At 71.9% G+C, this 16,560-nt stretch carries 3 protein-coding genes (1 of these 3 cut by a window edge); all 3 read right to left on the reverse strand.

Going from position 1 to position 16,560, the window contains the following annotated elements; genetic code table 11:
- Positions 1-5,123: the 5' end (the start) of an amino acid adenylation domain-containing protein gene (locus ACIRJT_RS32170; RefSeq protein ID WP_403916209.1), read on the reverse strand. It extends 16,477 nt beyond the left edge of the window; the window shows 5,123 of its 21,600 coding nt (coding positions 1-5,123); its start codon is at positions 5,121-5,123; its stop codon lies off the left edge, out of view.
- Positions 5,120-13,327, reverse strand: coding sequence for an SDR family NAD(P)-dependent oxidoreductase (locus tag ACIRJT_RS32175; RefSeq protein ID WP_403916196.1), 8,208 nt, complete (start codon positions 13,325-13,327; stop codon positions 5,120-5,122). Before ACIRJT_RS32175 ends, ACIRJT_RS32170 begins: the two co-directional genes overlap by 4 nt.
- Before the next feature lie 68 nt (positions 13,328-13,395).
- On the reverse strand, positions 13,396-16,560 hold a 3,165-nt coding region (locus ACIRJT_RS32180; RefSeq protein WP_403916199.1), incomplete at its 5' end, for a condensation domain-containing protein.

Genomic DNA, 16,560 nt, shown 5'->3' on the forward strand with positions numbered 1-16,560 from the left:
GCGGCGACGCGTGCCTTCCCCTCCCCTCCCGACAGCTTCCCGGCCAGGAAACCGGCCAGCGCGCGCGGCGTGCGGTACTCGAAGACCAGGGTCGCGGGCAGCCGCAGCCCGGTGCGCACGCTGAGCTTGTTCCGCAGCTCCAGGGCCGCCAGCGAAGTGAACCCCAGGCGCTGGAACTCGGCGTCGGGAGCGATGTCGGCGGCCGATTCGTGCTTGAGCACCGCGGCGACCTCTCGGCGGACGAGCTCGCCGACCAGGCGCTCACGATCGGCCTCGGGCATGCCCCGGAAGTCGGAGCCGTCGCTGTCGACGGCGGGACCCCCAGAGGAAGCGACGGGCGGACTCGCGGGGACGGCGCGCCGTCGCGGCGGGGGCGACGGGGCCAGGGCACGCAGGAGCGGCGGCAGCGTGCCCGCCGTGGAGTCGAGCGCCGTGAGGTCCAGCCGGACCGGCAGCAGGTGCGCCCGGTCCGTGCCCAACGCCGCGTCGAGGAGCCCCAGCCCCTCCTCGGTGCCCAACTGGCCTACCCCTGCCCCGGACAGACGGGCCAGGTCGGCATCGTCCAGTTGACCGGTCAGGCCACTGCGCTCCGCCCACAGGCCCCAGCCGAGCGAGTGAGCCGGGAGACCAATGCCACGCCGGTGGTGCGCGAGTGCGTCGAGGAAGGCGTTGGCCGCGGCGTAGTTGCCCTGGCCCGCGGTGCCCAGCGTCGCGGCTATCGAGGAGAACATCACGAAGGCCGACAGGTCCAGGTCCAGGGTCAGCTCGTGCAGGTGCCAGGCGGCATCGGCCTTCGCTGCCAGGACCGCGCTCAGTCGCTGCGGTGTCAGCGAGCCGATCACTCCGTCGTCCAGCACACCCGCCGCGTGCACCACGCCGCGCAGCGGCCGGTCCTGCGGAATGGCGGTCAGCAGTCCGGCGAGCGCCTCGCGATCGCTGACGTCGCAGACGGCCGACGTGGCCGAGGCGCCCAGCGCGGTCAGCTCGTCGGCGAGCGCGGACGATCCCCGGCGGCTCACCAGCAGCAGGTGGCGTACGCCGTGCTCGGCCACCAGATGCCGGGCCACCAGTCCGCCGAGCGTTCCCGATGCCCCGGTGACCAGCACCGTGCCGTCCGTGCTGAAGGGGGATGTCGCAGGCGTTCCGGGTGGCGTGAAGCGCTCCAGCGCGGGCACGCGGATCCGGCCGTCACGTACCAGCAACTGCGGTTCACCGGCGGCCAGTACCGCGGGCAGCAGCTGTGGCAGGACTTCCGGATCGTCTGTGTCGACGAGCACGATGCGGCCCGGATTCTCCGTCTGCGCCGACCGGACCAGGCCCCACACGGCGGCGGCGGCCGGATCCACCTGTGCGGCGGTTCCGGCGTCGTCCGCCACGGCATGTCGAGTCACCACCACCAGAGGGGCGTCGCCGGTCTCCGTCTCCGCGAGCCGGTCGTGCAGCTCGTCCAGCACCACCGAGGTCATCGTGCGGACGCGGGTGGGCAGTTCTCCCTGCACGTCCGGGCAGCGGAGCAGTGCGACACCCGCGGCGTCGGCGCCGGAGCGGTCAGCGTCCGTCGGCAGCGGATGCCAGGCCATCTCGAACAGTGCGCCGCGCCCCGCCGTGTCGAAACTCATGCTCTCGAGCGGACGCAGTGACAGCCCGCCGACCGACAGTACGCCGTGGCCGGTTCCGTCAGCGACGTGCAGCGCCACCGAACCGTCTTCCTGCGGGGTCAGTCGCACTCTCACGCGGGAGATCTCCGCAGCGGCGTACTGGTCGAGCCGACGCACGTCTCTCCAGGAGAACGGCAGCGCGGGCGTGGTCCTCAGGTCAAGGGCGTGCAGGGCGGCGTCGAGCAGCGCGGGACGGACGGCCGAATCCAGTGACGCCTCGGCGAAGAGCTCGTCGCCGTGCCGCCACAGCGCCCGGAGGCCGCGGAAGCCGGGCCCGTACTCCAGCCCCTGTGCGGCCAGATCGTCGTACCAGGAGCTGAGGTCCACCCTCCGCGCGCCGGCGGGAGGCCACTGGGCAGGGTTCGGTGCCTCTTCACGCGGCCCACCGCTCTCGGTGAGCGTGCCGGAGGCGTGGAGCCGCCAGTCGCTCCCCGGGCCTCTGGCATACAACCGCAGGGGCAGGTAGCCGTCGTCGTCAGCGGTTCCCACGAGCGCCTGTATCTCGACCTCGCCCTGTTCGGGCACCACCACGGGTGCTTGCAGGGTGAGTTCATCGATGGCGTATCCGGTCTGCAGCGCCATCTCCAGCAGCGCGGTACCCGGTACCACGGCCCGGCCGTGCACCCGGTGGTCGGTGAGCCAGGGGTACGAGCCCAGCGACAGCCGGCCGGTCATCAGTGTCTGTCCGCCCTCCGCGAGCACGGTGGCCGTGTTCAGCAGCGGCTTCGGAGCCCGCAGCCAGTAGGGCTTGGACCGGAAGGCGTACGTGGGCAGCCCCACGGTGCGCGCACCGGTGCCCGTGAAGACCTGCGGCCAGTCCACGACGACACCCCGGGTGTGCAGCTCGGCGACGGACCGCAGCAGCTGGCGGGTCGTGTCCTCGTCCCGACGCAGCGAACCGACCACCAGTGCGGAGTGGTCCGCGTTCTGCGCGGTCTCCTCGATGCCGACCGCCAGCACGGGGTGCGGACTGCACTCGACGAACGTCCGGTGTCCTTCGTTCAGCAGACCGTCGACCACGGCCTCGAAGCGGACGGTGTTACGGAGGTTCTCGTACCAGTACGCGGCATCGAGCCGGTCCGTGTCGAGGAGGCCGCCGGTCAGGGTCGAGTGGAAGGGAATGGAGCCGGAGCGCGGGCTGACGCCCGCCAGGTCGTCGAGGATCCTGTCGCGGATCCGTTCTACCTGCGCGGAGTGCGAGGCGTAGTCCACGGGGATCCGGCGGGCACGGATCTCTTCGCGCTCGCAGTGGTCCAGCAGTTCTTCCAGCGCGTCCGCCGTGCCTGAAACCACGGTCGAGTGCGGCCCGTTGAGCGCGGCGACCGAGACCCGCCCGTCCCATGGTTCCAGCAGGGCCGCGGTGTCGTCCGGTGACAGGGCCAAGGACACCATTCCGCCAGCCCCGGCGATCTCCAGCAGCGCGCGCGAGCGCAGGACTACCACGCGTGCGCCGTCCTCCAAGGACAGCCCGCCCGCCGCACAGGCCGCGGCGATCTCTCCCTGGGAGTGGCCCACCACAGCGGACGGCTCCAGCCCGAGCGACCGCCACAGTGCGGCCAGCGACACCATCACCGCCCACAGCACGGGCTGTACCACGTCAACGCGCTTCAGTGCCTCCTCGTCGTCGAGGACCTCGCTCAGCGACCAGTCGACCAGTCCGCTCAGCGCCCGCTCGCACTCCTCCATCCGCGCGGCGAACGCCGGGAACGACTCGCCCAGCCCGCCGGCCATCCCGGCCCACTGCGACCCCTGGCCCGGGAAGACCCACACCACACCGGACTCCGGGGTGACGGAGCCTTCCACCACACCGTCCGCCGACTCCCCCGTCGACAGGGCGGCGAGCCCTGCCAGCAGTTCGTCGCGGTCCCCCGCGACGACCACGCCGCGGTGGTCGAGCGCGGACCGGGTGGTCACGGTGGAGAACCCGACGTCCACGGGGTTCAGTTCCTCGTGGGACTCCACCCACTGCCGCAGCCGCGCCGCCTGGGTGCGCAGAGCTGTTCCGGTCACGCCGGACACCACCACCGGTGCCGGCGTCCGAGCCGTGGGCCCGGTGTCGTCCGCCTCGGCCGTCGGCGCCTGCTCGATGATCACGTGCGCGTTGGTGCCGCTGACGCCGAACGCCGACACGCCCGCCCGGCGTGGCCGGCCCGCTTCCGGCCAGGCACGCTGCTCGGCCAGCAGCTCGACCGCGCCCGACGACCACTCCACATGACGCGAAGGGATGTCCGCGTGGAGCGTGCGCGGCAGTACGCCTTCGCGCATGGCCAACACCATCTTGATCACCCCCGCGACGCCCGCGGCCGCCTGGGTGTGGCCGATGTTCGACTTCAGGGATCCCAGCCGGAGCGGCTCCGCGCGGTCCTGGCCGTAGGTCGCCAGTAGCGCCTGCGCCTCGATCGGATCGCCGAGAGTCGTGCCGGTCCCGTGCGCCTCGACGGCGTCCACGTCAGCGGTCGAGAGCCCGGCCGAGGCGAGGGCCTGCCGAATCACACGCTCCTGCGAGGGCCCGTTCGGGGCAGTCAGCCCGCTGGAGGCACCGTCCTGGTTGACCGCGGAGCCGCGTACCAGGGCCAGTACGGGGTGCCCGTTGCGCCGCGCGTCCGACAGCCGCTCCAGCACCAGTACGCCCACGCCCTCGGCCCAGCCCGTGCCGTCGGCGGAATCGGAGAACGGCTTGCACCGGCCGTCCGCCGACAAGGCGCGCTGGCGGGAGAACTCCACGAAGGTGCGCGGTGTGGACATCACCGTCACGCCGCCCGCCAGCGCCAGCGAACACTCCCCCGCCCGGAGTGACTGCGCCGCCAGGTGCAGCGAGACCAGCGACGACGAACACGCCGTGTCCACGGTCACCGCCGGGCCCTCCAGCCCGAAGGTGTACGCGATTCGGCCGGACGCCACGCTCGGCAGGCTGCCGGTGAACAGGTGGCCCTCCAAGCCGCCGGTGTCCTGGCCCGTCAAGGAGGCGTAGTCGCTGTACATCACGCCGGCGAAGACCCCGGTCCGGCTCCCGTGCAGCGAGGAGGGAGCTATACGGGCGTTCTCCATCGCCTCCCAGCACGATTGCAGCAGCAGGCGCTGCTGCGGATCGGTCGTCAGCGCCTCCTTCGGCGACATCCCGAAGGGGCCCGCGTCGAACTCGGCCGCGTCGTGGAGGAATCCACCGTGGCGCGTATAGCTCCTGCCGGTCCGACCGGGGTCGGGGTCGTACAGACCGTCGAGGTCCCAACCGCGGTTCGCGGGGAAACCGGAAACCGCGTCCACACCGTCGACGGTGAGCTGGAACAGCTCCTCGGGCGACGAGACGCCGCCGGGGTAGCGACAGGCCATGCCCACGATCGCGATGGGATCGTCATCCGGTCCCGGGCCGGCCGACTCCACCTCGGCCAGCTTGCGGCGGGTCTGACGCAGTTCGGTGGTGACCCGCTTCAGGTAGTCGAGCAGCTTCTGGTCACTCATCGTCAGGGCCTTCCCAGCTCATCGTCGATCAAGGCAAAGAGTTCGTCCGCGCTCGCCGCGGCGACCTCGTGGTCCGGCTCTGTCTCCGTCGTGCGGTCCCCGGCGGTCACCGCCTCCATCAGCTGCCACAGCCGGGCGGTGACGGCCGAGCGCAGCTCACCGTCGACGGCGGTCACACTCGCCTCCAGCCGCTCCAGCTCGGCGAGTACCGGTGGCGCGGCCGCCGGCCGGTCCGGGGCGAGCCGCTCCAGCAGGTGGCGTGCCAGCTTCGACGGGGTCGGGTGATCGAAGATCACGGTGGCGTTCAGGGTGATCCCGGCAAGGGTGCCGAGCCGGTTGCGTAGTTCCAAGGCGGTGAGCGAGTCGAACCCCAGGTCTCCGAAGCCCCGGTCGGACGGCACGTCGCCCGGCCCGGAGCGGCCCAGCACGGACGCCACCTCGGCCTGTACCAACCGCCGCACCGCCGGCGCCCGGTCGGTGTCGGGCAGGGTCAGCAACCGGTCGCGCAGCGGCCCGGAGTCCTTTCGCGTCCGGCCGCTCGGCGCGGCCGGAGTGCGGGCCAGGCCGCGCAGCATCGGGGGCACCTCGGTATCGCCCAGCCCTGACAGGTCGAGCCAGGCGGGGACCAGATGCGGCCGGTCGGCGTCGAGTGCGAGGTCGAACAGAGCCAGTCCCGCGTCGGTGGGCAGAGGCCGCAGCCCCAGACGGAGCATGCGCTGCCGGTCCGTGCCACCGAGACGGCGGGTGAGGCCGGTGTCCTGTTCCCACAGCCCCCACCCGAGGGAGACCGCGGGCAGTCCGAGCGTGTGACGGTGGTGGGCCAGCGCGTCGAGAAACGCGTTGCCCGCCGCGTAGTTCGCCTGTCCGGCAAAGCCGAGGGTGGCCGAGACGGAGGAGAAGAGCACGAAGCCCGTGAGGTCGAGCTCGTGGGTCAGCTCGTGCAGGTTCCATGCCGCGTCCGCCTTCGCCGACAGGACCGCGTGCAGTTGCCCCGGCGTCAGCGACATGGCGGCTGCGTCGTCCAGGACTCCCGCCGCATGCACCACGGTGCGCAGCGGTGCCGACGCGGGGACAGCCGCGAGGACGTCGGCCAGCGCGGCCCGGTCGGCCACGTCGCAGGCGGCCACGGATACGTGCGCGCCGGCCGCGGTCAGCTCCGCCACCAGGGCGTCCACGCCATCGGCGGCGGCCCCGCTGCGGCTGACCAGGAGCAGGTCGCGTACTCCGTGACGGTCCACCAGGTGGCGCGCCACGGCGCCACCGAGCCCACCGGTTCCGCCGGTGATCAGCGTGGTGCTCCCCGGAGGGACGCTCCGCCCCTCCGAGTCGGGGACGGGGACGGAGCCGCGTGCGAGCCTGGGTGCGAGCATGCGGCCCGATCGGAGCGCGATCTGTGGCTCGCCGGTTGCCAGGGCGCGGCCCAGCTCGTCGGCCGTCAGCTCTTCGTCACCGTCCGAGTCCACGAGCACGATCCGGCCGGGGTGTTCCGTCTGAGCGGACCGCAGCAGCCCCCACACGGTGGCCGCTGCGAGGTCACCGGGGCTGTCCGGCGCCACGGCCACGCCCCGGCGGGTGGTGACCACCAGCGGGGACGGCATCTCGGCGGGCTCCGCCAGCCTTCGCTGAACATCACGAAGCACCGACTCCGCGGTCGCATGGGCGGCCTCGGGCGCCCGCGCCTTTGTCGGCGACACCGTCAGGACGTCGGTCGGGTTGTCCGGCTCGGCCTTCCCGGCGTCGGTGACCTCGCGCCATTCGATCTGGAAGAGCTTGGGGTCGAACCGCCGTGCGTCCAGCGGTCGCAGGGTGAGGGACTCGACCGTCAGAACCTCGGTCCCGCTGCCGTCCGCGACGGTCAGCGAGGCCCGGTGCTCCCCGGCCGGGACGACGCGGACCCGCAGCCCGGACGCTCCCGCCCGCGAGAGCCGCACACCGGCCCACGAGAACGGCACCACGAGACCGGGGCCGTGCTCCAGCACCACGGGATGAAGCACCGCGTCCAGCAGCGCCGGATGCACGGTGAAGGGGCCGGCCCCGTCCGGCAGGGCCGCTTCGACCAGGAGGTCGTCGCCGTGCCGCCACACGCCGCGCAGGTTGCGGAACTGCGGACCGTACTCCAGTCCGCGCCGGGCGAGTTCGTCGTAGGTCTCCGTGAGATCCATCGGTGTCGCGCCGGACGGTGGCCATTCCGCCAGGGCGGCCGCCGCACCGGTGTGCCCGGCGGAGCTCACCAGGCCGGTGGCGTGCAACTGCCACGCAGCGTCGGTGCGGCTGTGGATGCGGATGAGGCGTCGGCCGCTGTCGTCCGGCGCCGCCGCCGTCAACTGCACCTCGACGTCACCGTGCTCCGGCACCACCACGGGCGTATGCATGGTGAGTTCGTCCACCACATCACCGACCCTCAGGGCCATCTCCAGCAGTGCGGTGCCCGGCACGACGGCTTGGCCCAGCACCCGGTGGCCGGCCAGCCACGGCCTGGTCCGCAGCGAGAGCCGCTCCGTCAGGACCGTGCCGTCGCCGTCCGCCAGTTGCAGCGCCTGCCCCAGCAGCGGCTGGTCAGCCGTGACGTCCACGCGGTAGCTCTGGTGCTGGAAGGCGTACGTCGGCAGCTCGACAGGGGGTGTGTCGGCGCGGGAGAAGGCTCGCTCCCACTCGACCGCGACACCGCGCGTCCACACCCCGGCAACCGAGGTGAGGAACCGCTCCAGTCCCCCTTCGTCCCGCCGCAGCGAACCCGAGACGGCCTCAGCCGCCTGCTCCGTACGGCGCTCCAGTATCTCCTGGATACCGACGGTGAGCACCGGGTGGGCGCTGACCTCGATGAACATGTCATGACCCTGCTCAGCCAGTGTTTCCACGGCGGACTGGAAGTGCACCGTCTGCCGCAGGTTGCGGTACCAGTACTCGGCGTCCACAGGCCGTTCCTTGAGCCAGTCCCGCTCGACGGTCGAGAAGAACGGCACCTGGGCGACAGCCGGCCGTACGTCCGCGAGCAGTTGTGCCAGTTCGTCCTCGATGCCTTCCACATGGGAGGTGTGCGAGGCGTAGTCCACCGCGATCCTGCGCGCCCTGATGCCCTGCGCGGCGCATTCGACGCGCAGCTCTTCGAGCGCCTGCGCGTCACCGGCGACCACCGTGACGGACGGACCGTTGAGCGCCGCCACCTCCAGACCGCCCTGCCATCTCGCGATCCGGGACTCCGCCTCTGCCGGCGGGAGGGCCAGCGTCATCATCCCGCCGAGGCCGGCCAGGCCCTTGGAGATGGCCTGCGAGCGCAGCGCGACCACCCGTGCCCCATCCCGCAGCGGCAGCGCACCGGCCACGCAGGCCGCTGCTATCTCGCCCTGCGAATGGCCGACGACGGCGGACGGCTCGACACCGTAGGAGCGCCACAGAGCCGCCAGCGACACCATCACCGCCCACGACACCGGCTGCACCACATCCACCCGCTCCAGCGTCGGTTCACCCGGCACCTGCCGCAGCACTCCGTCCAGGTCCCAGTCCACGAACCCGGCGAGCGCGGCGGCACATTCACGGACGCTCTCGGCGAACACCGGTGAGGAGTCGAGCAACTCCCGCGCCATGCCGGTCCACTGGGTGCCCTGTCCCGGGAAGACGAAGACCACGCCGCGGCGGGCGCGCTCCGCCACCCCTTCGACCGATGCGGGTGCCCGCTCACCCTGTGACAGCGCCGCCAGTTCTTCGATCAGCGTCTCCCGGTCCGCGGCCACGACGACGGCGCGCCGCTCGAACCGGGTACGCGAGGTCGCCAGCGACCGTCCGACTTCGGCCAGGGACAGATCGGGCTCGGACTCCACCCGCCGCCGCAGCCGCTCGGCCTGAGCGCGCAGAGCGGCCTCGGTCCTGCCGGAGAGTACGAGTGGCACCGGGAGGGAAGACGCCGCCCGGCCGTCGACCGGCTCCGCTCCCGTGGACCCGGTCGCCGTGGGCGGCTGATCGGGGTGCTCCAGGATCACGTGCGCGTTGGTGCCGCTGATACCGAACGACGACACCCCGGCCCGCCGGGGCCGGCCGGTCTGCGGCCAGGAGCGCTGCTCGGTCAGTAGTTCGACCGCGCCCGATGCCCACTCCACATGCCGTGACGGCTCGGACGAGTGGAGCGTGCGCGGCAGCACGCCGTGCCGCATGGCCAGCACCATCTTGATCACACCGCCGACACCGGCCGCCGCCTGGGTGTGCCCGATGTTCGACTTCAGGGACCCCAGCCGGAGCGGCTCCGCGCGCTCCTGACCGTACGTCGCCAGCAGCGCCTGCGCCTCGATCGGATCCCCCAGTGCCGTGCCGGTGCCGTGCGCCTCCACGGCGTCGACGTCCGCCGCGGACAGGCCGGCGCGTGCCAGGGCGTCGCGGATGACGCGCTCCTGGGACGGACCGTTGGGGGCGCTCAGCCCGTTGGAGGCTCCGTCCTGGTTGATCGCGGAGCCACGCACCACTGCCAGCACCTGGTGCCCGTTCCGCCGCGCGTCCGACAGCCGCTCCAGCGCCACGACGCCGACGCCCTCGGCCCAGCCCGTGCCGTCGGCGGAATCGGAGAACGCCTTGCACCGGCCGTCGGGCGACAGGCCGCCCTGCCGGGAGAACTCCGCGAACATCCCGGGCGTCGACATCACCGTCGCCCCTCCGGCAAGGGCCAGCGAACACTCCCCGGCCCGCAAGGACTGTGCCGCCAGGTGCAGAGAGACCAGCGACGAGGAGCATGCCGTGTCCACGGTCACCGCGGGGCCCTCAAGGCCGAGGGCGAAGGCGATGCGGCCCGAGGCCACACTCGTCGCACCGCCCGTCAGGGCGTATCCGCCGAAGCTCTCCGACGTCTCGTGCAGCCGTGGGACGTAATCCTGGTCCATGACGCCCATGAAGGCGGCCGTCCGGCTGCCCCGCAGGGACGCGGGATCGATTCCGGCGCGCTCCAGCGCCTCCCAGGACACTTCCAGCAGCAGTCGCTGCTGCGGGTCCATGGCCCGCGCCTCCCGGGGGCTGATCCGGAAGAAGTCGGCGTCGAAGCCGAAGGCGTCCTTGAGGAAACCGCCTGAACGGACGTGTCCCGTGTCCGCTGCCGCGAGGTTCCAGCCGCGGTCCTCGGGGAAGGCGGAGATCGCGTCCACTCCCTCGGAGACCAGGCGCCACAGTTCCTCGGGGGAGGACACATCGCCCGGCAACCGACACCCCATGCCCACGATCGCGATCAGGTCGTCGTCGGGGCGGCCCGCCACGGACGGAGCGGAGTTCGGGACGGGCCGGGCCAGCAGCTCGCGGAGGCGCCGTTCGAGCGCGGTGGGGCTGGGATGGTCGAAGAGCAGCGTGGCAGGCAGCCGGAGTCCGGTGGCACGGCTCAACAGCCGGCTGAGCTCCACCGCCGTGACCGAGTCGAACCCGAGTTCCTTGAACGAGCGGTCGACGTCGACGGCGTCCGCTCCGTCGTGGCCGAGCACGGCCGCTGCCCGGGAACGGATCAGTGCCGACAGGTCGAGTTCCCGGGCGACTTTCGAGCCGGCCGTGGAGAGCTCGGTGGCGGTCTCCGTCCTCGGTGCCGTCTCCGGCCGTGGCGCGGGCAGCGCGCCGGCGGCTCCGGTGATCCAGTGGGGGCGCCGCTGGAAGGCATAGCCGGGCAGATCCACCGTGCGGGCGCCGAAGCCCTCGAACATCGGCCGCCAGTCCACCGTGACGCCCTGGGCATGCAGTGCGGCCATCGACAGCAGGAGCCGGCGCAACCCGCCCTCGTCCCGGCGCAGCGTGCCCTGCACGACGGCCTCGACGTCGGCGCTGTCCACGGTGCCCTGGATCGCCGTGGTCAGCACGGGGTGGGGGCTCGCCTCGATGAACACCCGATGTCCGTCGGCGACCGCTGCCCGGACGCCCTCTTCCAGGCGCACCTGCTCCCGCAGGTTCCGGTACCAGTACCCGGCATCGAGGCGGTCGGCGTCCAGGCGGCCACCGGTGACCGTGGAGTAGAACGCCACGCCGCTGTCGCGCGCGGAAACCCCTGCGGCGGCCAGCAGGACCTCTTCGCGGATCTCCTCCACCTGCGGCGAGTGCGAGGCGTAGTCGATCGGGACCGTCCAGGCCCGTATCCCCTTGGCCTTGCAGGCGGCCACCGTCTCCCTGATGGCATCGACGGGGCCGGACACGACGACGGAGTCGGGTCCGTTGACCGCGCCGATCGACACCCTGCCGAGGTCGACCTCCTCGGCCGGCATGGCTAACAGAGCCATCCCCCCGCGCCCGGACAGCCGCTCGGTGATGACCCGGCTGCGTTCGACCATCAGTCGCAGGGCGTCGGCCAGCGGCACGCTCCCCGCCGCGCAGGCCGCGGTGATCTCGCCCTGGGAATGGCCGACCACGGCGGCCGGTGCCAGCCCGACGGCCCGCCAGACCTCAGCCAGCGACACCTGGACCGCGAACAGCGCGGGCTGCATCACGTCCATGCGCTTCAACGCGGCGTCGTCGGCGAGCACTTCCCGCAGCGACCAGTCGGCCATGCCGTCGAGGAGGCCGGCGCACTCGTCCATGCGTTCGGCGAAGACCCCTGAGGACTCCCACAGGTCCAGGGCCATCCCGGCCCATTGCGGCCCCTGCCCGGGAAAGACCCACACCACTCCCGACGCGGAACCTGCCACCCCCTCGACGACGTGGGGCGACGGATCGCCCACCGACAGGGCCGCCAGCCCTGCCAGCAGCTCGGCGCGGTCCGCGGCCACGACCACCCCTCGGTGCTCCATCGCGGTACGGGTCGTCAACATGGAGTAGCCCACGTCGCCCAGGCGCAGGTCGGGGTCGGATTCCACCCGCTCCAGAAGGCGCTCCGCCTGGGCGCGCAAGGCGGCCTCGGTCCTGCCCGATACCACCACCGGAACCGGGGCCGGTGCGGCCGGAAGCGTCTCGGCACGGTCGTCCGCCGCCACGGCGGGGGCGTCGGCGACGACCACGTGGCAGTTGGTGCCGCCGACGCCGAACGAGCTGACGCCCGCGAGCCGGGAGCCCGGCGGCCACGGTCCGGTGCTGCCGTTCACCTGGAGCCTCAGCCGCTCCATGGGGATGGCCGGATGCGGCTCGGCGAAGTTGAGGCTCGCCGGGATTTTCCCACGCTTGAGGGAGAGGGCGACCTTGATCAGTCCGACGACGCCCGCGGCGCCGTCGAGGTGGCCGATGTTGGTCTTCACCGATCCCACCAGCAGCGGCTTCCCGACCGGACGGTCCAGGCCCAGGACCGCGCCGAGAGCCTGCGCCTCGACCGGGTCGCCCGCCCTGGTCCCGGTGCCGTGCAGTTCGACGTACTGGACCTGCGCCGGCTCCACTCCCGCGCGGACGTAGGCATCGTGCAGCAACTCCCGCTGCGCCTCCGCGTCGGGGACGGTGAGCCCCTGGCCGCCGCCGTCATTGTTCACGGCGCTGCCGAGCAGGACGCAGTGGACCGGGTCACCGTCCGCGACGGCGTCCGACAGGCGTTTGAGGACCACCATGCCCCCGCCTTCGCCCCGCACGGTTCCGTTGGCGCGCGAGTCGAAGGTGTAGCAGCGTCCGTCCGGTGACAGGGCGCCCGCCCGCGCGAAGGCGAACGTGCTGTCCGGGGCCAGGTTCAGGTGGACACCACCGGCCAGGGCCAGTTCGGTGGCGCCCGACAGCAGGGTCTCGCAGGCCATGTGGACAGCGACCAGGGAGGATGACTGTGCCGCGTCCACGGTCAGGCTGGGCCCGCGGAGGCCCAGTTGGTAGGAGACGCGGTTGGCGATGACGCCTCTGCTCAGCCCTGCCATCGAGTGGTGGGACACGGCATCGCCGCCGTGGCGGTGGACGAGCGCGGCGTAGTCGTCGCCGGTGGCTCCGAGGAAGACCGCCGCGCCGCCGTCGCGCAGGCTCTGCGGCAGGATCCTGGCGTCTTCCAACGCCGTCCAGCTCAGTTCGAGAGCCAGCCGCTGCCGCGGGTCCATCGCCTCGGCCTCGCGCGGCGAGATGCCGAAGAAGTCACCGTCGAAGTCCGCCACCTCACCGAGGAAGCCGCCTCGCCGCAGACCCGCCGATTCGAGGCCCTCCGGAACCGCGTCGAGGTCCCACCTGCCTGCCGGTACCTCCGTGATCGCGTCCACGCCGTCGTTCAGCAGCCGCCAGAAGGCGTCGGCGTCCTCAGCTCCCGGGACCCTGCAGGACATGCCTACGACTGCGACAGCGCGCTCGTCGGAATGGCTGGTGGGCATGGCTGGCTCCTTCTTGTGCTGGCCCTGTCGCTGCCGCGGGTGCTGTGAGTGGTCCGGCGGATGGTTCGTCATGCGGCGCCGTGCGACCGCGCCCGCAACCGGGTCAGGTCCGCTTCGGGATCGGCGGCGATCTCCCGGAGCAGCCGCTCGTAGGAACGCGCCATGCGCGCCGCCGTCTCCTCGGTGAACAGGTCGGTGCTGTACTCCAGGTGGCCCATCAGGCCGGCGTCCGTCTCCCGCACCGTCAGGTTGAGGTCGTACTTCGCCGGGCCCGGGTCCGCCTCCACCGGCTCTATCCCCAGGCCGTCGTCCAGGCCGTCCTCGTCCGCCGTCAGCCGTGGCATCGGGACGAGATTGAACATCACCTGGAACAACGGGGAGTACGCCGGATCGGGCTTCGGGACAAGCTCCCTGGCCAGGTCGACGAAGGGCAGGTCCTTGGACTCATGCGCCTCGGCCGTGACGTGCCTGGTCTGCTTCAGCAAGTCGGAGAACCCGCGGTCCGGGGGCACGTCCAGCCGGATCACCAGCGTGTTGACGAAGTAGCCGACGAGCGGTTCCAGCTCGGCCTTGGGCCGATTGGTGACAGGAGTGCCGATCGCCAGCTCCTGGTCGTCCGAGTACCGGCCCACCAGCACGGCGAACGCCGCCAGCAGGGTCATGTACAGCGTGCCGCCGCTCTCCTGGCTGAGCTGCTGGAGCCGGGTGAGCACCTCCATCGGAGTTTCGATGCCCACTTTGGCTCCCCGGTAGGACTGCACCGGCCCCCGAGGGCGGTCGGTGTGCAGCGACAGGAGGGCGGGCAGACCGTCCAGTTGCCCTCGCCAGTAGGCGAGCTGACGGTCGAGCTCCTCGGCGCCGACGAGGTGCCGCTGCCAGCGGGCGAAGTCGGCGTACCGCAGCGGTACCGACGGCAGGACCGCTTCCGTTCCGCGGACCAGCGCCCGGTACAGGGCCATGAGTTCGGGCAGGACGATGGTCAGCGACCACCCGTCGAAGACGCCCCATGGCCTGGTGAGGACGAAGACGTGCTCGTCGTCCGCCACCGGCACCAGATGGATCCGGACCATCTGCCGGCCGTCCGGCGCGAACGGGCGCGTCCTCTCCTGCCCGAGCCACTCCTTGAGCGCCGCGTCCCCGGAGATCGGCGCGGGAACCTTCATCTCGAAGCCCGAGGCGTCGTTCGTCCGCTGGGTGAGGGTGCCGTCGCGGTGGACGTAGCCGGTGCGCAGCACCGGATGCCGCTCGGCGAGGGCTCGGACGGCTCGCCCGAAGGCCTCGCGATCCAGTCGGCCTTCGAGCCGGTACGCCAGCTGGGCGTTGTCGTAGGAGGCGTCCAGGTGCTGGGGGTGGTTGAGGAACCACAGGTCCCGCTGTTGCAGGGAGAGCGGTGCCTCCTCACCGTCCCGGGAGGGTACGGCGGGCACGAGCGGAACGACTTCCGCGGCGGCCGGCGCCGTCTCGATCGCCGCGGCCATGTCCGCGACGGTGGCACCGGTGAGGATCAGCTGGAGCGGCAGCTCCGTACCCGTCTCCTGCTTCACCCGCAGGTTGAGCCGGACGGCGAGCAGGGAGTGGCCGCCGAGGGCGAAGAAGGTGTCGGCGATCCCGACCCGGCTGAGCCCGAGCATCTCTCCGAGGATCCGGCAGAGAATCCGTTCCGCACCGGTGCGCGGCGCGCTGTACGCCTCCTTGGCCACGGCGTCCTCGTCGGGGGCCGGCAACGCCCGCTTGTCGACCTTGCCGTTGGGGGTGACGGGAAGGTCTTCGAGGAGCACGAACACACCGGGGACCATGTAGCTCGGCAGCCGCACGGACAGGTGCTCCTTCAGCGTCCGGGCCATCGACGGCCCCAGGTCACCGATGCGCGGGAAGTTGGCCAGGTGTTGCGCGCGGTAGGGGGCGCGGGCCCGCACCCGGGGCAGTCCGCCCTTTCCGAACACGAGGTCCAGGGCGTCGGGCCGGTCCTGCGACCAGGTTGCCGCCACCTGGTGGCCGAGCGTCTCGGCGTGGTGCAGTACGGCTTCGAGCTCCCGTACCTCCTCCGCGGCCCGGGCCGTCAGGCGGCTGCCCTTCGGCAGTGGCTCCACCTCATGAGCGGGCGACCAGCGCACGAGTCCGTCGCTGATGCGCACGTCGTCGGCGACGCGGGGGTTGCGCAGGCCGCTGACGCCGAACCGGTCAGGAGTGCCGCCGTCGTCCAGGAGGTCCCGCAGTCGCTGCGGTGTCCCGGCCTCCAGCCACGGAAGGGGCTCGGTGGGCGTGGCGCTGCCCTTGGTGAGGATCACGTCGTAGCGGTAGGCCATCATCTCGTTGTCGCCCACTCCACGCTTGGCCACGATGTCGACGGCGCCGAGCACGGAGAACCGTTCGGGAAGCTGGGCGAAATAGGTGGGGCTGAGGAGCAGTTCGCTCTCCTGCCGGCGCCGGTACCGCACCTGCCGGGAGAGCGCTCCGGCCGTGGTACCGACGCCGGTGCGGCTGCGTTCGACCGCACCGAGGTGGGCCGGCAGCAGGTCCAGGTTCCGGACGTCGCCGATGAGGATGCGGCCGCCGTCCTCCAGAAGCGGCAGCATCCGGGAGATGGCGTCCTCCAGGTAGAGCCGGTTCGGGAAGTACTGCGCGACCGAGTTGAGCACGATCGTGTCGAAGGCGCCTTCGGCCAGGTCCGCCACCGAAAGGGCGTCGCCGTGTTCCAGGGTCACGTGCGTCCAGCCACGCCGTGACACACCGCGCCGGACATCGCCGAGCGCCGAGGGCGAAAGGTCCAGGGCGTGTACGGACTCGCAGAATTCCGCGTACCGGAAGAGCAGCAGTCCGGTGCCGCAGCCGATCTCGAGCAGGCGCGTCGGGCGCAGTTCCTCGATGCGCTGGACCGTACCGTCGATCCACTCACGCATCTCTGCCCGGGGAATGGGCTCGCCGGTGTAGGTGCTGTCCCAGCCGGCCAGGTTGAGGTCGTCCGGGGTGTGTTCGTCCTGGGAGCCGGTGTACTGGTCCTCGAAGACACGCTGCCACTGGTCGAGGAGGTGGGCGTTCTGTTCCCTGGCGGCGGAGTCGAACCATTCCGGCGTCGGATGCACATAGGCGACCAGCGCACGGGTGTCCCCGGATTCACGCGCGAGGACTACGCCCTGGCCCACCGCTTCGTGCTGGGCGAGGGTGTTCTCGATCTCACCGAGTTCGATACGGAAACCCCGGATCTTGACCTGGTCGTCATCACGCCCCACATA

Origin of the sequence: Streptomyces sp. NPDC102283 (assembly GCF_044766265.1) — a bacterium.
Taxonomy (GTDB): domain Bacteria; phylum Actinomycetota; class Actinomycetes; order Streptomycetales; family Streptomycetaceae; genus Streptomyces.